Source organism: Crenothrix polyspora (assembly GCF_900163755.1).
Classification (GTDB): Bacteria; Pseudomonadota; Gammaproteobacteria; order Methylococcales; family Methylomonadaceae; genus Crenothrix; species Crenothrix polyspora.
Genome location: NZ_FUKI01000131.1, coordinates 51430 through 71931, shown reverse-complemented (window position 1 = coordinate 71931; position 20502 = coordinate 51430). Strand labels below are relative to the sequence as shown.

General features: G+C 43.5%; 12 protein-coding genes. 2 read left to right on the top strand and 10 right to left on the bottom strand.

The annotated features are described in order from the left end of the window. Nucleotides 1-20 precede the first annotated feature (20 nt). From CRENPOLYSF2_RS12785 to CRENPOLYSF2_RS12770, 4 genes are all read right to left on the bottom strand, one after another. The gene (locus CRENPOLYSF2_RS12785; protein WP_087144335.1) at nt 21-1151 is read right to left on the bottom strand and encodes an RCC1 domain-containing protein; all 1131 of its coding nucleotides are present in this window, start codon (nt 1149-1151) and stop codon (nt 21-23) included. A gap of 486 nt (nt 1152-1637) precedes the next feature. Beyond that, a complete protein-coding gene (gene uhpT, locus CRENPOLYSF2_RS12780) occupies nt 1638-3044 on the bottom strand; it encodes a hexose-6-phosphate:phosphate antiporter (protein ID WP_087144334.1) in 1407 nt (468 codons plus the stop codon). Nucleotides 3045-3136: 92 nt separating this feature from the next. Then, the gene (locus CRENPOLYSF2_RS12775; protein WP_087144333.1) at nt 3137-4576 is read right to left on the bottom strand and encodes a vanadium-dependent haloperoxidase; all 1440 of its coding nucleotides are present in this window, start codon (nt 4574-4576) and stop codon (nt 3137-3139) included. A gap of 588 nt (nt 4577-5164) precedes the next feature. Continuing rightward, nucleotides 5165-5869 (bottom strand): YitT family protein, encoded by a 705-nt coding sequence (locus tag CRENPOLYSF2_RS12770; protein WP_087144332.1) that lies wholly within the window; start codon nt 5867-5869, stop codon nt 5165-5167. A 485-nt stretch (nt 5870-6354) separates the two neighbouring features. Here CRENPOLYSF2_RS12770 and CRENPOLYSF2_RS12765 point away from each other — a divergent pair, with 485 nt between their 5' ends. Continuing rightward, nucleotides 6355-11082, top strand: a complete 4728-nt coding sequence (locus CRENPOLYSF2_RS12765; RefSeq protein WP_087144331.1) for a CHAT domain-containing protein — start codon at nt 6355-6357, stop codon at nt 11080-11082. Nucleotides 11083-11174: 92 nt separating this feature from the next. On the opposite strand, the gene CRENPOLYSF2_RS12760 is transcribed toward CRENPOLYSF2_RS12765, so the two are convergent. Both CRENPOLYSF2_RS12760 and CRENPOLYSF2_RS12755 read right to left on the bottom strand, forming a co-directional pair. Beyond that, nucleotides 11175-11438 (bottom strand): hypothetical protein, encoded by a 264-nt coding sequence (locus CRENPOLYSF2_RS12760; RefSeq protein WP_087144330.1) that lies wholly within the window; start codon nt 11436-11438, stop codon nt 11175-11177. 70 nt (nt 11439-11508) lie between these two features. After that, the gene (locus CRENPOLYSF2_RS12755) at nt 11509-12738 is read right to left on the bottom strand and encodes a tetratricopeptide repeat protein (RefSeq protein ID WP_176371122.1); all 1230 of its coding nucleotides are present in this window, start codon (nt 12736-12738) and stop codon (nt 11509-11511) included. A 335-nt stretch (nt 12739-13073) separates the two neighbouring features. Between CRENPOLYSF2_RS12755 and CRENPOLYSF2_RS12750 the strand changes: the two genes are divergently transcribed. Then, nucleotides 13074-17744 (top strand): CHAT domain-containing protein, encoded by a 4671-nt coding sequence (locus CRENPOLYSF2_RS12750; protein WP_087144329.1) that lies wholly within the window; start codon nt 13074-13076, stop codon nt 17742-17744. A gap of 62 nt (nt 17745-17806) precedes the next feature. Here the strand turns inward: CRENPOLYSF2_RS12750 and CRENPOLYSF2_RS12745 are convergent, their stop codons facing one another. The 4 genes from CRENPOLYSF2_RS12745 to CRENPOLYSF2_RS12730 all read right to left on the bottom strand — a co-directional run bounded on the left by CRENPOLYSF2_RS12745 (nt 17807) and on the right by CRENPOLYSF2_RS12730 (nt 20192). Beyond that, nucleotides 17807-18301 (bottom strand): GNAT family N-acetyltransferase, encoded by a 495-nt coding sequence (locus CRENPOLYSF2_RS12745; protein WP_087144328.1) that lies wholly within the window; start codon nt 18299-18301, stop codon nt 17807-17809. Next, nucleotides 18298-18582: a type II toxin-antitoxin system TacA family antitoxin gene (locus CRENPOLYSF2_RS12740; RefSeq protein WP_087144327.1), complete on the bottom strand. Its 285-nt coding sequence runs from the start codon at nt 18580-18582 to the stop codon at nt 18298-18300. Before CRENPOLYSF2_RS12740 ends, CRENPOLYSF2_RS12745 begins: the two co-directional genes overlap by 4 nt. Before the next feature lie 229 nt (nt 18583-18811). After that, entirely contained in the window at nt 18812-19393 is a 582-nt protein-coding gene (locus tag CRENPOLYSF2_RS12735) for a hypothetical protein (protein WP_087144326.1), read from the bottom strand. A gap of 19 nt (nt 19394-19412) precedes the next feature. Beyond that, nucleotides 19413-20192 (bottom strand): RNA polymerase sigma factor, encoded by a 780-nt coding sequence (locus CRENPOLYSF2_RS12730; protein WP_087144325.1) that lies wholly within the window; start codon nt 20190-20192, stop codon nt 19413-19415. Between the last annotated feature and the right edge of the window lie 310 nt (nt 20193-20502).

Here is a 20502-nt window from a genome sequence, read left to right as displayed (position 1 = left end):
TAAAAGTAACAATTTGAAAATTAAATGACTTTTTTACATGAAAAAAAGTGTACGGTAGTGAATAATGACAAGGGTTTGCCGTTGGTGTCCATCACTTGCGACGCAATAAAACCGCCTACGGGTGTGCTTGCACCCTGGCCACCAGTACCCCACTGCCATACCGTACTGTCATTTTTTAGTGCCAACGTGTTGTAAATGGTGCCTGCAACCACTTTCACATCAGTCAACAAGGTATTACCAGTCGCTTTTACCTGAAAGGCCGAGTCACCCGCTGAGAAAGCGTTAGGACTCTGTCCCCACTGCCAAACATTACCGCCAGTAGCAACGGCAACACCTGCATCCGCGCCATACATATTAGTGCCATCAACACCCAGCATATTGGTCAAAGCCGCACCGCTGGCATTCTTTATAGGAGACACCTTGCCATTTCTAACGGACACTGCAAAAAGGCTGCCGTCGGTTTTGACAAAATGGAACACATCGTGTCCACCCGCGCCAATACTGCTGACACTGGTGACTGGATTGCCAGCGCTGTCTTTCAGCTGAGTCGCATAATAATTGCCTGGTGTTCTCCAGGAATAACCCCACGTCCACAGCGTGCCATCGGTCTTTAAAGCCACCGAATAAAGCTCGTTTACCCGGACAGCTTTTACGCTGGTTAAAAACGCCGCTGCACCTGTTTTGACTTGAACAGCGTCATTACTTGCACCGCCAGCACTGCCTGTACCCAGTTGACCGTAAGCATTGCTGCCAAAATTCCACACTGTGCCATCAGTTTTTACAAACGCCGTACTACCCGCGCCAGAAGCTTGGGTTGCGTTGGTGACAGAATTACCGCTGCTATCTTTGACCGTATCCCAACTACCACCACAACCTTGAGACCGCGTTAGGCTACCGTCAGAATTTATCAACAAGACACCGTAATAACCGACCGTCGCAATGCCTTTAACGCCGCTGATATTGCTGCCCGCGTTGTTTTTCAGTTGTTTGGCGATATTACTGCTACATGAATCGCCCCACGCCCATACGCTGCCATCGCTTTTTAAGGCGGCGCTCACATAAGCAGAAACAACTTGTGGTGTTGCAGCCAGGCTGGATAAACCATGAAGTGATAGATAGCTACCGACAATTGCCATTACATACTTTTTCATAAAATTTCCTTAATAAAATAATTAAATAAACCTCTTTGTTTCTAACGCGCTTGTAACTGGATAAAAGCACACCTCCTGATTTTGATTGTTATAAAAAACCTGAACTGGATAGATCACGCATAAAGACCGTGACGGATCAGTTTTCTATGTTGTAGCTTTTTACTGCTACATTGATTAATACGCACTGAATATGTAAAGCGGGTTAAATTTCTGAAAAAATAATTATCGATATACCGTTAGATAACGTTATAAACAGGCACTAAATTGGGAAAATCCAAAATTGCAGTGATCGCTTTAATTTTCTGATTACTGTAAAAACTAATCAGTGTGCCGTTAACAGTTAGTACGGCTCAAAGCGGAGAAAGGGGTTAAAGCGGGAGAAAAATATTGATGGTGCAGAGCAAAAATGATGAATAAGCAGCATTCATCATTTTTATTGAGAAGGAATAAGGCCAGCGTCAGGAAAATCACAAACGGAATTAAGCTTTAGCAGTACGGCTGCTGAGCAATCAGTCTACGGATGCGGCATTCTTCACCATAAGCCACAATAGCCAGTAAGATTGCGCCACATACCAAGGCAAAATAAAATACGACAAAGGTGTCATTCCAGCCATGTAAATTATGCCCCCACAAAGTCAGGCCATTTTTTTCTGGGTCAGCAATAGCCGCCAGCCCAACTTTGGCCATCGAATCACCAAATAAATAGCCAAATGTACCGGTTGTGCCGTTAGTAACAGTCACCGCTTGTTTGGGCACAAAACCTACAGCTGAGACACCAATCAAAAGCTGGGGACCAAAAATCAACAGACCCATACAAAATAACGACAAATAAATATGTGTCGGTGAGCTGCCGTAGCGGTAACCTAAAATAGCGAAGGTCATGAGTAACAAGCTAATTAGTCCGACAATGGCGCGGCGGCCGCCCATTAAATCTGATATATAACCCAAGGTTAACGATGCACCTAAAGCGCCCATTTCAAAATAGAACAACGTGTTTACCTGCTGCATTTGCGTAAAGCCAAACATTTCTTTGGTGTACAAAGGTGCCCAGTTATCAATGCCAATCCTGATGACATACACAAACACATTCGCCAAACAAAGTAACCACACCCACTGGTTTTTCAGGACATAACGGATAAACACTTGCCATTTGCTAAGGCTGTCTGCGGCAAGGTCTTCGCTTGCAATGGGTTCATCAAACAAAATTTCACAGCGTTCCAAGCCCAGCGCTTCTGGGGAGTCATGACCAATACATAATGTGATAATGCCAATACCTAATGCGATAACAGCCGGAAAAATGAACATGCCCCAAACATGTCCCTCAAATAAAATATTTGCTCCCCATAAAGCCAAGATGCCTGCCACCGCGCCGCCAATATTATGCGAGGTGTTCCAAAGACCCAGCCATCGGCCACGTTGCCGACGCGGTGTCCATTTCATGATGGTTGCATAGCTGGCAGGGCCGCCCACGGACTGAAATAAGCCACTCAATCCCCAGAGTAATAATAAGAAGCCCATAGCATGTTGTTCGGTAGACAGAACAACGCCCATTAACATGACGCAGGTTGCTGATAAAATTAACAATACGGAAACAATGCGTTTGGAATTCTTGCCATCGACAAAGTAACCGAGCAGGGTTTTACCGATACCATAGGTAATTGAAAATGCCAGCCCGATGTGTCCAATTTGGGTCGTGGAAAAACCTAGCTGGTCTTTAAGTGTCCCCGAACTTACCTTGAAATTATTGCGGATTAAGTACATGGCAACATAAACAATAAAAACCACCAAAAATGCCTGTAGAAAATTTTTAAGCCACATTTTGCGCTGTGTGGTAATGGCTAAATTTAATTTAGGCGGGTAATTGCTTGAGAAAAAATCAAAAAAATGTGGCATAAATACCTTCAATGATGTTTTATAGCGGGCAGTAATGTGGACAGTGATATTTGCCCACACTGTTATTATATTTTGTATTTATCGGTTGAATGTTAATTATCCTGTCTTAATCGATAGCTATTCTCATCGTTATTAAAAAGCATCTGCGTTTTTTCCCAGGCTTGCTGAGCAACCAGACGACCTAGCTTACGAGACTCCAAATCACCGTCACTAAAATGGATGCCACCATAGCGCCGTGAAATACCCGCCTCATTGGCGGCATCGGTAAATGTGCCCCAATATAAGAAGACATCTTCAGCGGGCACTACACCGGGCTCTACTTTAGATGAACCAGCGGCTACCGTAGCATAGCAATTCAGCAGATCACTATTGGTGAAAAGCTTTAAGGTTTCTGCGGCAGCGGTACTAAAAGCGCTGTGGCCAGAAATGTATTCGGCAAACGGCGGTGTTACTGAATTGGCTGGCTGGTAAGGTTCCCAATTGGCTCCGTCAACCATACCTTGCCAGGAGGCAACCCGTTGGCCTGCAAACAGATAGCGAATAGCAGTCACCGGCCGGACATAATCAAAATAGCGTTTGGCATCCCACACAGCAATTCCGGCATCAAACACAGCGTTGGTCATGGAAAAAAATAGTTTCACGTCCTGATCTAGCGTGTAATTGTCGCGTGCCGATACACAGTTAGATGCAATAATTGTCCAATGGCCAGGTGGTAATTCTGAGGATGGACCATCAGCCCAGTATTCGGCTATGGCTTTTTTCTCATCCGTTAAATGCGCAGTGTAACCCAATATTTCCGTCGCTTGGCTCAGGTAACGTTCGGGTTCTTTGTTGTAGTCTGCTGGGGTTCGCAATTCTTTTCGGAACTGGCTGCCAGACGTTAACGCATACGGTGTGACTTTGCCCCAATGCGGTGTAACAAATTGTTGTGCCTTACCGTTAACAAACAACGGTTGCCAATGATTAAGATCAATAATTTCTGCAATAGTATTGACAGGGTTGTAACCCGTGTAATCGGCATAAGAGCCTACCTGTAAGTTACCTAACTGGTTGGAGCCATCCTGATGACGAAAATTTAATACTGCATAAGCCGCAAGATTGCCAACGCCGGCAGGTGATGCCATATCTACACTGTTGTCAGTTGGGTTATAACCCAACATCAACATTAAGCTATCAAAGCTTTCTGCTTGATCTGGAAATAAATCAGTCAAACATTGGTGTGCTGCATAGCTGATTGCCATAGTTTTATTAGCGGTATTATGTTCATTGCTGGGGCGTAACAATTGCTTATTCTGGCGCGAGCTTAAAGCGTTTTGGTCATAGGCAGTCCAGGCATCATAAATACAGGTGTGGGTAATAGCCAGGGCTCTGGATACAACGGTTGGGCTTGGGTGGCTTACCCGAATGGCTGCCAGCGCGGCATCGTTCCATTGGGTAACAACCGAGGTAGCTCCCGCAGAATTAGTATAGCCAACGGCCAGCAAGGCTATGACGGCAGAGCTTAATGTTGTTAATTTTTTAAGATTTTTCATGACATATTCCTTTTTCAGTTTCAGTAAATGAAGCCAACGTGATTTATGCAATTCTGTAAATATACAGTTACAAAATGCTTCAACTATTAATCGCTTTAGCTTCTGATTGTTTATTATTCTCAGAAAGAGCAACACCACCATAACAAGATGATCAATGGCCGGTTTTTGATGACTAATACTCGGTTTTTAGCCATGAAACAGAAAATGCAGTTCAAATTTGCCATGAATGAACAAAATATCCGTTTTTTGTAAAAAAATTACCGTACTGTCATTGAGTAATACGTTGCTTTTTGAGAAAAAGGGTTAAACCACAAAAAAATAGTGATGGAATTTTGAGTTGCTGGTGGTAAACAGCTTGAACATTGAATCAATCAGCCTGCGCTGTCTTTTCAAAAACGGACTTGGATAAGTATTTGTAAATAGTATTAAAATTATGTATATATAAGAAAGATATTACACGAAAAAAATACATGCCCCTTTATACTAAGGCGTTATGCTGAAACGAGAGGGGATTTACATGGCAAACATCAAACCGTTTTGGCTTCATTTCATTCAAGCGAAAAGATGGTGTTATAAATCCAAGTGATTTTAGACAGCCATATAACGACCTGGTTTATGATTTATAGTAAGCACAAGATTTATAGTTACTACGGCTATAATAGATAGACCAATATTTTTAATATCCAGCCACGGCCATGAGGCGAATAATATAGTCCCCTCAACTATCATTTTTACTATGCCTGCACGCCAACCAAAGCGTTCTTGGCACCACAAAACAAATATATTTAATCCACCTAAGCTCATTCGATGCCGGAATAAAATAACCAAACCTACACCAATGAGTAACCCGCCAACTATTGCTGAAAAAACTGGATTAATACTTTGCAGTATTATCCAATTTGACAGCAGCTCGCTTAATATTGTCAGTAATCCAACTGCTAATACTGTTTTTAATGTGAAACACCATCCCATTTTTTTCCAAGCCAGGAAATAAAAAGGAATATTGATGATAAAAAATAATAAACTAAATGATATAGATGTTGCATAACTTCCAAGAATCGCTAAGCCTACCGTACCACCAGTCGTTAATCCGGTATTCTTAAAAAAAACCAAACCTAAACTGACAAATAAAGTACCTATGACTAGTGCCTGAAAGTCTTCTAATAAACTGTGTTTTGGAAGCTCTTGTGTGTCTTTAGAATTGTTTGTTTCGTTAATTTTACGCTTGGTTTTGAAGTCGTATAAAGAAAAAGACTGATTTGCTTTTGTTTGATTTGTTTTAGATTTTTTCATAAAATATACCTATTTAATTTTTAATTGTTTAAAAATACATATTATTTTAATTTTTATTAAACCAAAATATTACATAATAATATTTGTTACCCTATTTATTAAATATTTTGAAAATATTATTTCTTCATTAATTAAATAGTATTTAGAAGAATATATTTGCAGTTGACGGGTATCTTTTAACAAAAAACAAAATCATGGATTTGTTTTCTATTTTTAGAAAAACTAGCTTCCTTGCTGTTACTTAGTAATACGGTGCTTATTGAGAAAACGGGTTAAACCGCCAAAAAATAATTATGGAATTTTTAGTTGCTGGCGGTAAACAGCTTGAACATTGAATCAATCAGCCTGCGCTGTCTTTTCAAAAAGGGACTTGAATAAGTATTTGTAAACAGTGTTAAAATCGGGCAACATTGTGTATATATACGAAAGGGCTTACATGAAAAAAGATACATGCCCCTGTGTGCTAAACGAAATAGGGGGTTTACATGGCAAGCAGCAAGCAATTTTGGCTTTACACCGTTAGCTTGATATTTTTTACAAGCCACGTTTATGCGGGGTGTTCAAATGCTACGCTGAAGGGGAACTATTCGGTGCAGGGAGTCGTGCAAATTCAAGGTAAGCAATGCCAGATTTCTGGTAATTGGTTATTGGATGGTAAGGGTGGTGGTTTGCAAGACAGGAAGGGTGGTAACTGCCCTGAACTTGTAAAACCAAAGATCACTCCGTTTCAGTACAAGCTGGGTTCTAATTGTCGGGGTCGTTCTACGTCCCCCGATAATTCAAATGATTTTCAAGTCATGCGCGATGGCAGAATAAAATTACTTGAAGACGCACAAATTGAAGTTCTCGGTACACTTAGCCATCCACTGTCATCGGATGAAACCAAGACCATTAATCAAGGACAACTAAATTGGGCTAACAATGGCAAGCCAACTGAGGATTTACCGCTATACCAGGAAAAATGGCTGCAATTACAAGCCGGTTGGCATACTTTAAAATTTAAGGCTTCTACTACTGTCTGTCCATCAGCAAAGCCACAGGGCAACTATGCCTACCGAGGAAAATCTACGATTGAGGGTAAGCAATGCCAAGTTACAGGCAACTGGATGTTTAATGAGGCAGGCGCAGGCTGGACGCAAGGTAAAACCCAATGTCCAGGCCAAAAAGAAACAACTGTCAATCAACCGCTTCGTTATAAATTTGACGACAACTGCCAAATTACCTTTAAGGCATTGAAAAACCCTGACTTTAGTGTCAATTTACAATTATTGGGTAAGAATCAATTAAAACTATCTTTGGCAGCACAGGCTGTAGCCACGGGTACTTTTAGCCATGCCCTTACGGAAAATGAAGCCAACACCATTAAGCAGGGGTTGACTGATTGGGATAATGTCGATAACGAGATTAAATGGTATAAGCTTGAAAGCAAATGGAATCAGCGCAGAGAGGCAGGAAAAAAAGCCCGAGATACGGGCAATTTCCAGGAAGCAGAAAAAATATTTCAGGCCGTTCTGGCGGATGCTAAAGCAAATACGGTAGCGGGAGCATCGTGGGATGACCTTATAGAAGCTGGTATAAAAGCAGGGGAAGCAGGCAATTTCACCCAGGCGAAACAACAATTGAAAGCAGCCGAGGCTCTGAGCCAGGTCGCATCCAGCCAATCAGACATTGGGGGATTGTTTCGCAACCAAGATAACCTAAAACAAGCCGGTAGTTTTTACCAGCAATGCGTGGAGACCCTGAAAGGAAAGTCACCAGAAAAACTACACACCATTAACTTTTCGAAGCAAGATTTGGCAAACGACTACAAGGGATCAGAAATTCTCTATAATAAAGTAAGTTTAGTCGGGTGCTTAACTTCGCTAGCTGGGATTCGTAAGGCAGAATATCGCTATGCCGAAGCAGAAACGTTTTTTAAAAAGGCGCAAGCCATCGCAAGAAACACATTCTCACAAGAAAGTCAATTTGTATTCTTTCTACTGAATGCACTTGATTTATACGCACATTTTGAGATGGATGTAAATAACTATGGCAAAGCCGAAGAACTGCAGCACGAAATCCTAACGATACGGCAAAAAACCTTATCGGCAGATGATCCTGATATAGGGGCATCATTTTCAGAGATTGGCGACATTAACCGCGCACAAGGACGCTATGCTGAAGCCGAAGAAAATTTGCAAAACAGCCTAACTATCCTGCAAAAAGCCCCGCCAGAAAATCAAGACAAGTTCGCCGATGCCTTGTACAGTTTGTCAAGACTTGAGCAAGAGCAAGGACGCTACGGCGAAGCAATAAAGCTCTTGCAACAAAGTCTCGATATCCTGCGTAAATTACATGGCGAAAATCATCCTTTCACTTTTAATGCACTGAACAACCTTGCACTCAGTTATTCGGATCAAGGGATGACGGGTAATGCGGAAAAGATATACCGGCAAGTTTTGGAGAGACGGCAAAATTACCCAATTAAGAATTTTGGGGCAATCGCTATATGTCAAAACAATTTGGCAACCACGCTCATGCAACAAGGCCGCTATCAGGAAGCAAAAGAACTCTTTCTGGAAAGTACGAAAACGCAAGAGACTTTAAATCCAGATGGCTCTCCCAGTCTTAGTCAGTCTTATAACAACCTAGGCAATTTATATATGACCTTGGGGCAATACGGTAAGGCAGAACCCTACTTAAAAAAAGCGTTGGCCACTGCATCAAGAGAATTGCCGCCATCACATCCCAATATTGCACTGGTGATGTCGAACTTAGCTTATATGTATGTTGCTCTAGAACAATACGAAAAAGCTGAACCACTGCTGCAAAATGGCCTGGCTATCCGCCAAAAAACCTTACGGAAAAACCACCCCGATCTTGCGCATAGTATGAATAACTTGGCTCGGTTTTACCAGCAGCAAGCAGGAAAACTAGATGGGAGCAAAAGCCAGGCGCTTTTTGAAAAAGCCGAAACACTTTACAAACAGGCGCTCGCCGTGGCGAAGGCAATGCCGTCAGACGACAATGCTCAAGTACTATCAGATACCTTGTATTATTTGGCAACCTGCTATCAAGACCAGAAACAGGATCAGGAAAAATATAAAGAAGCCAAGCCTTTGTATGAGCAAAGCTTAGCCATCCAACAAAAAATACTGCCTGCGTATCACCCCACAATTAATAAAACCCAGCGAAACTTAGCTGGCATTTATCGGGATATTGGTGATCGTGATGGTCAGGCCAAAGCTGAAACTTTGTACCAGGCAGTGCTTGATAAAGAGCAGGCCAATTACCCCAATAATCCGCCTATCGCCATCACCTTAAGTGCTATGGCTATATTACACGATAAAAAAGGGGACACCGTTAAAGCCCTGGACTTTACCCGGCAATCTCTAGCCATTCATGCCAAAATACAAACACTGACTGGACATAAAAGCGCTTCCAGTAATGGCTCGTCTCAAAGTGCCGAGCTTATCGACAACCGGAAAAATACCGCCCGATTATTGGTTCGTCTACAACAAAAGTTAATGGCGGCTTCTAGAACAGGCCAGCTAACAAATCTGCCCGAAGCCTTTCAAGCCCTGCAACTTGCCCACGGCGACCAACGAACCCAATCCCTACAACAAACTGCGCTGCGCTTAAGTAGCCGCAATCCAGACATCCAGAAAAAAGTGCAAATGTTGTGGAACCAACAAACGCTTTGGCAAAATTTGGATAAACGTTATGTTGAAATGCTGAGCAAACCCGGCCAAGAAAGCGCCGCAATAGCCAAAGAGTTACAAATAAAACAACAAGTGGCGGAACAGGAAATTGAGAAGCTAGACAAGGCATTGCAGCAGGATTTTCCAGCTTATGCCCAGTTAATTCACCCAGAACCCATTACTTTAGAGAAAGTGCAAGCCTTGTTAAAACCTGATGAAGCGCTGCTGACCTACCTGGTGGATGAAGAAGCTTCCTATGTGTTTGTGGTGCGTCCTGGGCAAGCACCGGTGTTGCATCGTCTTGACAGAGGTCATCAAGCCATAAGTAATAGCGTGACCCACTTGAGTGAAGCCCTGAAAAACCCACAGCAAGAATTAAAACCCTTCGAGTTAAAATACGCCTACGGTTTATATGAAAAGATATTTAAACCCATCGAAACGGAGCTAAACGGCGTAAAACACATCCTTGCTGTAACAGACGGTGCTTTGCAACAATTGCCGCTGCATTTGTTGGTAAAAACCATGCCACCCGCCACTCCTGATACGCAACACGGCGATTACGCCCATGCCGACTGGCTGGCACGGCACTACGCATTCTCTTACCTGCCTGCCGTGCATTCCTTGGCCTATCTGCGTGGCAACCGCAACCTGCGGCAAGGCTCGCACGCCAAAGCCCCGTTCATCGGTTTTGGCGACCCGTTACTCAAAGAAAACCTGGTTGCCAAAGCAAGCCAACCATCAGAACAGTTTCAAAGCTTGGGACAATACGTGGCACTGGGCGGCGACCCCAGCGAAACCCTGCGGGAGAATCTGGTCAGCGTACCGCAAACGGCCATCGCGTTAACTGACATTGCCGCCTTATTCGGTGTAACAAGCTTAACAGACCCCAAAGCACTTTATCTGGACCAATCCGCTACCGAAAGCCAAGTAAAACAACTCAGCGATTCAGGGCGCTTGCGCCAACACCGTATTGTTGGCTTTGCCACCCATGCGCTGTTGCCTGAAATCGGTGAATCTGGCCTAGTATTGACACCGCCACCTAAAAGCGATAAATCCGTAGATGAAGCTGACCTGAATTTAACACCGGCGCTGGAAAGTAGCGGCAAAGATGACGGCTACCTGACCGCTGGCGAAGCCGCCGCCTTAGATTTGGATGCCGACTGGGTATTGCTGGCGGCCTGCAATACCGCCACCCTGCAAGGCACATCCGAAGGGCTGTCGCAACTGTCCAAAGGTTTTTTTGTGGCCGGTGCGCGTAGCGTATTGGCCTCGCAATGGCCAGTGGAAGCTAACGCCATGCAACACCTAACCCGCCACTTGTTTAATGACTTGCACGACCACCCAACCTTGAGCCGCGCAGAAGCGTTACAACACAGTATGCAGCAGGTGATCAACAGAGAGACCCGTTGCAATTGGAAATGCAAATTAGGCTTAGAAGGCAAATACATCCCTTCGCATCCGGCTTACTGGGCACCGTTTGTTATTTTGGGTGAAGGTGGAGCGATACCGGTTGCCACAGCACAATTACCTTAAGGTTGGTGCAGGTGTGATTAAAAATGTTGAGGTAGTCATAGGGCGCATTAGCGTGAGCGTAATGCATCTAATGTTTAGGCATTTCTGTTAGGCTAGCCTGAGTGGCTATTACCGAACACAATACCGAGCGCCGCTAAAATACAGCCAAACAAAAACGCCCCAAGATAAGTTGCCAGTAACCCCTTATAGTTTCGCCATCGAATCAAACCGATTGCCGAAACGGTGGCATCGACCAGTTCTTTAGTGTTAAAAAGGAAGGGAACAAGGAAAATAATGAAGAGCGATAAGACGAAAGAACCACATAAAAAAGACCAGCCAAATGAAACCAAACGATTTTTAATTTTTTGTGTGTTCATATGAGCGATTGAATAGGGTGGATTTTTAATGGGGTAAGCCCTGTTGAATTTTGCGTACCTGGAATTCGAATTAACGTTGCTTAATAAGTACCTGCAACGCCTTTAAGTTTTCCCTGACGGTTTGAGCATTTGGGTGGTCTTTACCCATGATTTTTTCCATTATCACCAAACTGCGTTGGTACAAGGGTTCGGCCTGGGCGTATCGGCCTTGGGTTTGATACACCGTTGCTAAATTGTTCAGGCTTTGGGCCACATCCGGATGGTCTTTGCCCAAGGCTGTTTCCAGTATCGCCAAGCTGCGCTGGTACAAAGGTTCGGCCTGGGCGTACTGGCCTTGGGCACCATACAACACTGCCAAATTGTACAGACTGGTGGCGACATCCGGATGGTCTTTGCCCAAGGTTGTTTCCCTTATCGTCAAACTGCGCTGGAGCAAGGGTTCGGCCCGGACATACTGGCCTTGGGTTTGATACAACGCTGCCAAATTGTTTAGGCTTTGGGCGACATCCGGATGGTCTTTGCCCACGGTTTTTTCCCTTATCGCCAAACTGCGCTGGAGCAAGGGTTCGGCCCGAGCGTACTGGCCTTGGGCATGATACAACGCTGCCAAACCGTTCAGGCTTTGGGCGACATCCGGATGGTCTTTGCCTAAGGTTGTTTCCAGTATCGCCAAACTGCGCTGGTACACCGGTTCGGCCTGGGCGTACTGGCCTTGGGTTTGATACAGCCCTGCTAAATTGTTCAGGCTGATGGCGACATCCGGATGGTCTTTGCCCATGGTTTTTTCCATTATCGCCAAACTGCGCTGGTACAAGGGGGTGGCCTGGGCATACTGGCCTTGGGCGTGATACAACGCCGCCAAATTGTTCAGGCTGATGGCGACATCTGGATGGTTTTTGCCTAAGGCTGTTTCCCTTATCGCTAAACTGCGCCGGTACAAGGGTTCGGCCTGGGTGTATTCGCCCATGGTGTAAAGATGGAGGCCCAAGCTATTCAAATACAGCGTATTGTCCGGATCGAGTTGTACCGCTTGCTGGTAATACGCTTTGGCTTCTGGGTAGTTTAATTGCTGGGCTTTAATTTGCGCCAAAGAAAAGGAATTGCTGGCGGCATTTTTTAGAGCCTCGACCGAGGTTTTTTTAACATCTAACTTGCTGTTGTCTATGTCTTTTATGGCCTCGGTGGTTTTTTTGCTGGCCAATAAACTCACCCTACCCTCATCACTTTCAGCCATTGTGATATGCACGAAACCAACAGCCGAAATAGCCATAACAATTGTTAACACGTTTAATTTTTTCATGGGCGTCTCCACAGGTTAATGTTGTTAACTAAGACTGCACGGCTTTGATTTTTTGGTTTCCGTCAAAGCCTATTGCTGTGCTGTCATTAACTAATACGTTGCTCATTAACAAATGGGGTTAAATCTGACAAAAATTTTTTTTTGAGTAGTTTGTTGTAAAGCGCACAAGCATGGAACCAACCAGCCTACACCGCTTTTTAAACATAGACTTGCATAGCCGTTTATAAACAGTGTTAAAATCGGTCGGCATTGTGTATATGTAAGAAATAGCTTACGTAAAATCTGATACACATGTGCTGTACTAAGGCGTTGTGTTGAAACGAGAGGGGATTTACATGGCAAGCAGCAAGCAGTTTTGGCTTTACACCGTTAGCTTGATATTTTTTACAAGCCACGTTTATGCGGGGTGTTCAAATGCTACGCTGAAGGGGAGTTATTCGTATCAGGGGGTACTGAAGTTTCAAGGTCAACAATGCCAGTATTCAGGCACGTGGCTAGTGGATGGTAAGGGCTTAGGTTTGGACGAAATGAAAAGCAGTAACTGCCCTGAATTGGAAAGAAGATTTTATAACAACGTTTTTCGGTATAAATTGAGTTCTAGTTGTTGGGGGGATTCCAGCCTTACCAGTAATTCAAATGATTTCCAAGTAATGCCAGACGGCACAATAAAATTATTTCAATATGCACAAGATCAAGCCTTCGCTAGGTTTAGCCATTCACTATCATCAGATGAAATCAAAACCATTCAACAAGGACAAGTAAATTGGGCTAACAATGGCAAGCCATATAAAGATTTACCGATCTACCAAAAAACATGGCAGCAATTGCAAGCAGAGTGGCATGCTTTAACGTTTAAGGCGCTCGATAAGTGCCCTTCAAAAAAGCTGCAAGGTAATTATGAATATCAGGGAAAATTTACTGTTGGTGACAAGCTATGTCAAGGTAAGGGTTACTGGCTACTTGATGACAATGGTGCAGGCAGGATAAAAGGTAAAACCCAATGTCCAGACCAGAAGGAAATAACTGTAAATCAACCTTTGCGTTATGTATTTGATGATTTGTGCCAAGCTTGGTTACAAGTGCCTGACGGTTCAAAGGATGGCACTATGTTGGAATTCATAAACGATGATAAATTATCAAAGCTCACTTACACCACCCAAGCCCAAGCCACTGGTACGTTTAATCACACCCTTACGGAAAGTGAAAACAGCGCTATTCAGCAAAATTTAACAGACGAGGGTTCTCCAGATGATGAGGATAAATGGCATCGAATATTGGATATAGAAGATGAATCCCAAGATAGTGAAAACTCCCAAGAACAAGAAGTAAAACTTCATTTAGCCTTGACAGAAGCTAAAGCTAATACGGTTGCAGGTGCATCTTGGGATGATCTTATAACCGCTGGTATAAAAGCAGGGGAAGCAGGCGATTACTCCAAAGCAGAAAAACAATTAGAAGCAGCCAACGCACTTATTTCGGTTTCGGAATACTTATCTTATATTGGAAACTTTCATATTGAACAAAACCATTTTCAACAAGCTGAAAACTTTTATCAGCAATGCTTAGATACCTTGAAGACAAATAATTCAGAAGCACTAAGCCTCGTCAATATTACCGATGAAGATTTGATTGCCGAATATAAAAATATAGAAGTCGAATACAAAGATCGTTTGGTGGATTGTTTGAAAAATCTAGCTGAGGTTCGTAGTATAAAAAATCGTTATGATTCGTCTACTGAAATTTTATATAAAAAGGCATTGGCTTTATCTATTAGCCATAATGATTATTCTCATTCACATATTACACCAGGAGAAATACTTGAGTCGTATGTTGACTCTGAACTTCGCCGACATAACTACAACAAAGCTGAATCCCTACAACGTGAACTTCTTGTGAATAGGCAAAAGACTTTGCCGGAAAACCATGGTGATATTGCAATATCATTTGAAAAAATTGGAGATATTAATTACAAGCAAGGGCTATATGCTAAAGCTGAAAAAAATTTCAAAAATGCAGTATCTATTTGGCAAAAAAATGGGGAAATTCTCCCTTCTGTCTTGTTCAAATTGCCTGAAATTTACTGTGAGCAGGAACGTTGTGCGGAGGCAGAAAAATTGCTGCAACAAGCACTCATTACTCAACTTAAATTAAATGATTATAGCCATAGTACCGTGTCAATAATGGGAGATATTGGGGAACTATTCTGGAAACAGGGGAAGTATCCACAGGCAGAAAAGGTTATTCGACAAGCACTTAACGTTGAAAGCAAGTTGAAACGTAGAAGCTTTCGGCGTTTTCTTGGTCTTCAAAAATTCTTAGCAGATACTCTTTCTGCACAAGGATTATACCATGATGCAGAGGCACTCTATTTGCAACGTTTATCATTAATAATAAAAAATAAATATGATGATAGTGAGCTTCATTCAAAAATTTATAATGATTTAGGATATTTTTACCTTGAGCACGAGCAATATGGCCGGGCAGAGAGTTTTTTAAAAAAAGCAATGAGCACACAATATCAAGATGATAAAGCAAGAGTCATACAGGATTTAGGGAATTTATATGTCGACATTGGCTGGTATGAAAAAGCAGAACAATTGCTGCAACGTAGTATATCCATAAGGGAAACAGCCGTACCAAAGATATACATGGATCAACATCTTGATATATTGAAGAATATTTCCCATTTAGCTTCTTTGTATGAGTTACAAGCTGAAAATAGTAGTGACATGAGTATAAAAAAATCGTTACTCAGCAATGCAGAAAAATTACGCAAACAAATTATTAAAGAATTAGAGAATGACTCATTAAATAACAATAAAAAATGGATACACTCACAGGCGTTAAGTAGATTGGCAAATTGTTATAGACTACAAAAAAAACATGAAGATGCCATACCCCTATACGAGAAAAGTTTATCTTTAGCTATTCAATTAAAAACAAAACCCTATCACCACGTAATTAATAGAATTCAACGTCAATTAGCTAATATTTACCGTGATCAAGGTGATTACACCAAAGCCGAAACCTTGTATCAAGAAGTACTTACTAAAGAGCAAGCTCATTATCCAAACAGTCAGGATACCGCTGATACCCTAAGCGATCTGGCTGTATTACAGGAAAAAAAGGGGGATACTGTTAACGCCTTCAATTTTGCCCGACAATCCATAGCTATTATTTACACCAAAATGCAAGCATTGTCTGAAAATACAAATGTTTCAGATTCTAAACCACGCCAAAGTGTTGACATCTTCAATAAACGGAGAAATATTGCCCGTCTACTGTTCCGTCTGCAACAAAAGTTGATGGCAAACCCTAAAACAAGCCAGTTAACAAATCTGCCCGAAGCCTTTCAAACCCTGCAACTTGCCCACGGCGACCAACGAACCCAATCTCTACAACAAACCGCACTGCGCTTAAGTAGCCGCAATCCAGACATCCAGAAAAAAGTGCAGGCATTGTGGAACCAACAAACGCTTTGGCAAGATTTGGATAAACGGTATATTGAAATGCTGAGTAAACCTGGCCAGGAAAGTGTTGCAATAGCCAAAGAGTTACAAATAAAACAACAAGCAGCCGAACAAGAAATTGATAAGCTAGATAAAGCATTGCAACAGGAATTCCCAGCCTATGCCCAGTTAATCCACCCAGAACCCATTACCTTAGAAAAAGCGCAGTCCCTGTTAAAACACGATGAAGCCCTGTTGGCCTACCTGGTGGATGAAGAGGCTTCCTATGTGTTTGTGGTGCGGCCTGGGCAAGCGCCGGTTTTGCATCGTCTTAACGCAAAACACCAATCCATCAGTAATAATGTAGATAACTTGCATGAATCCCTGAAAAATCCACAAAATGGATTAAAGCCTTTTGATATAAGAGCCGCATATGGTTTATATACCAACATTTTTGAACCCATCGAAAAGGAACTCACCGACGTAAAACACATCATCGTCGTAACAGATGATGCCCTGCAAAAATTACCCTTGCATTTATTGGTAAAAACCAAACCACCCGCCACACCCGATCCTGCTAAGGAACATGGCGATTACGCCCATGCCGACTGGCTGGCAAAGCATTACGCCTTCTCCTACCTGCCTGCCGTACACTCCTTGGCCTACCTGCGCGGCAACCACAACCTACAACAAGGCTCGCACGCCAAAGCCCCATTCATCGGTTTTGGTAACCCGATACTCAAAGAAGGCCAGGTTGCCCAAACAAGCCAACCGTCAGAACAATTCCAAAGCCTGGGGCAATACGTGGCACTGGGCGGCGATGCCAGCGAAACCCTGCGCGAGAATCTGGACAACCTTCCGCAAACTGCCATCGCGTTAAAAGACATTGCCGAAAAATTAGGTGTGACAACAGAGCCGCCAAAAGCACTTTTTCTGGAGCAAGAGGCCACCGAAAGCCAAGTCAAACAACTCAGTGATGAAGGGCGGTTACGCCAGCACCGCATTGTGGGTTTTGCCACCCATGCGCTGTTGCCCCCGGTTGGCGAGCCGGGCTTGGTGATGACACTCCCAGCCAAAAGCGGCGATAAATCCATCGATGAGGCTAGCCTATTAACACCGGCATTGGAAACTGGCGGCAAAGATGACGGCTACCTGACTGGCAGCGAAGCCGCCACCCTGGATTTGGATGCCGACTGGGTGTTACTGGCCGCCTGCGAAACCGCCGCTATGCAAGATAGCCCGGAAGGTCTGTCGCAATTGTCCAAAGGATTTTTTGTGGCGGGGGCGCGTAGCGTGTTGGCCTCGCAATGGAAAGTGGATGCCAACACCATGCAAAACCTAACCCGCCACCTCTTTAAAGACTTGCGCGACCACCCAACCCTCAGCCGTGCTGAAGCCTTACAACACAGTATGCAGGAGTTGATCAACAGGGAGACCCGTTGCAATTGGAAATGCAAATTAGGCTTAGAAGGCAAATACATCCCTTCGCATCCGGCTTACTGGGCACCGTTTGTTATTTTGGGCGAAGGTGGGGCGATACCGGTTGCGACAGAATAACCGGCCAGTTGTTTGTAAAGTGGCTCCCTTGAACCACCAAAAATAAACCATACGATATTCATTCAAGTTGTAAATTTTGTCAAAGGAAAGATCAACTGATGGTGCAGCGAACCAAAACCAACAAAACCATGATGACGGTAAAAATTTTCCGCCGTGTCGTCCTTGGCATCCACAACCAGCGCAAAAACCGCCACCTCGGAACGTGCAGACCGTAACAAGGCATCCCACAACAGCCCTGCGCCCAGCTTTTGCCCCTGAAAACCACTGCCAATGGCAAGCCGCCCCAATCGAGCAACCGGAACTGACGGGTAGCGTGGCAGGCGTTTTATAATGTCTTCTGGCATATCCTTTAAAGGGATGCCGCCCGCTGCCAGCGTATAATAACCGGCAATGCGGCCAGTATCTGTTTCCACCGCTACATAACACGCTGTCGCCCGTCGCCTTACATCTTGCGTCACCTGTTGCAAAAAATAACGGTCTAAAGCCTCCACACCACAGTAAAACCCTTGCCGGTTGTGACTATTGGCCAAGACCTCAATGCTAAACCGTCCCGTCACTCCGAACCGAACAACTGCGCGTGGGCTTCTTTGGCGCGAACCAATGCCGGAGAAATTGGCGGCGGGTTGAGCAGCAGGTCAACAAAACGCCGCTGGTCTTCCGAAGATAAACGGATGAGGCTAGTTTCTTCAATCGTACGGCGTGCCGCCTCCTGGGCGGAAGACACCACAAAATCGCTCACACTGCGGCCTTCAAGCTCAGCAGCGCGTTTAACAATGGCCAGCGCATCGGGCGTAATACGGGCTTCAATTCGAGATGTACGTAGGGTTTCTTGTGTCATTATGAGTCCTCCTTTTTATAATGTACGTTATAAACCCGTACATTGTCAAATATCCGCCACCAATCTAGAGAGCCGCTCCTGCCCTCGTATGAATGTAAATCTGGGCGGTGGCAATGCCCTCATGCCCCAGCAAAGCCCGAATATCCAATAGTTGCACGTCCTTTTCCAGTTAAAGTGGAGCGATACCGGTGGCTACATCTACCCGAATATTAGCCGCTATTTTCAACCCTTACTCAGAGGTAGAATAACCCGGATAGCGCATTCCAAATTCCTGTAACTGCTTCTGGGCTTCGGACGCTTTGCCTTGCCGCACCAAATCAGCAATAGCGGATAACCATTGTTTCGGATCGTCCTTGGTTTCTTTGGCAATTTCTCCCAACGTTGCATGTTGTACCGCTTCTGGAGTATCACCACCCAAAGATTCAAATGACGTATTAGGCTGCATGAATTTAGGCAGTAAAACCCCTAACAACACACCCGCCATTAAAGACACAGGTACCGAAAAGGCGGGGGACAGAAAATTGCCCATATCAAAATTGAATGAAAACAGCTTTTTCCACCACGGCTTAGGCTTACAGCCACAGGTCATGGCCATGAGTTTTTTGGCCAGTGCATCAGGTAAATCGGCATCTTCCATAAACGCACGGTCGGCAGCATTTAACTTAGCCCGCGCTTGTGGTGGTAATGCGCGTAAGTCAGCAGCAACTTGTTGTTGAAATTTCTCATCAAACAATGCCGAACGGTAAAGTTTCTGCAATGTCAGATCGAAAGCTTCATCATCTTCAGTAGACGGGGGCGTATTGGAATTCATAATTTAGAACCTCTCATGCTTAATAGGTGTCCTTGTAACCTGTTTCCGGGAATAAGAATTTTTTTATTTTATCCTTAGCCAAACGGATTTGATTTTTAGCAGTTTCTACTTTCTCTTCCGTGATGTCAGCGATTTCGGCTTTAGAATAGCCCTCCAGTTGCAAAATCAGTGCTGCTCGCTGTTTTTCTGGCAATAACGTTACCGCCTCAATAAATTGCCGAACTTTTTCTAATTCATCAGGCGTTTTGGCATAAGGATCAAAAATGTTTCCCCATTGCTGATTTTCTGGTAAAAATTCCAGAAACTCAAAAAATTGTTCAATCATAGCCAATTCTTCAGAGTTTTTGGGTCTATTTACACTAGGATCAATACTGTTTTCCCATTCGGCTTTGTTAGGTCTTTTTTCACCAAAATCATTCCCGTATTCCGATTTGGTGTCATCATCAATTGACAGTTTTTCACCCAAGTTGCGTTTCTCAACCATTATTTTTCGCCAATCGTCAAATAACTTGCACTTGGCGATAGTACTTGCAATACTCCAAAAATTAATTTGCTTAAAAGGCTTAGTGCAATTTTCAATCAACTTTTCCCATGTATGCTCTACACAATCTTGAAAATCTTCTTCGCAAGTATAAGTTAAAGTATGTCCCTTACTTAGGTTATAGTTAATTTTTTTAACGTAGTTATATAAGCGCTTGCCCAACTGATCTACCAAATCCTTGCTTGCCCGCTGGTCGCCTTTGCAAAAGGCTTTGTAGAGTTTCCAATAATCTTCATCCGATAATTCTTTTTTTAACATTAAATTTCCTATGAGCTTTAAAGGTAAAAACAGCAGCTGCTTAAACTAAGACAACAAGCCTTTTGTAAGCCAAATATCTAATTTGTAAGCTTTAGCTTATTTCAACACGGTTTTTCCTAAAAGTCACGGACACTTATGGTGTATGTAAAAAAATTTCAAAAATCACTTTACCCCGCACTATAAGAAACCCTATACAAAAAGGTATCAAAAAAATACGGGGCGACGTGTGTATAAAAATGGTGACAGTTATAACAAGTTTGTTTGAAACGCTATAAACCACAGATTACCAATCCTAACCAATCACGGGTAA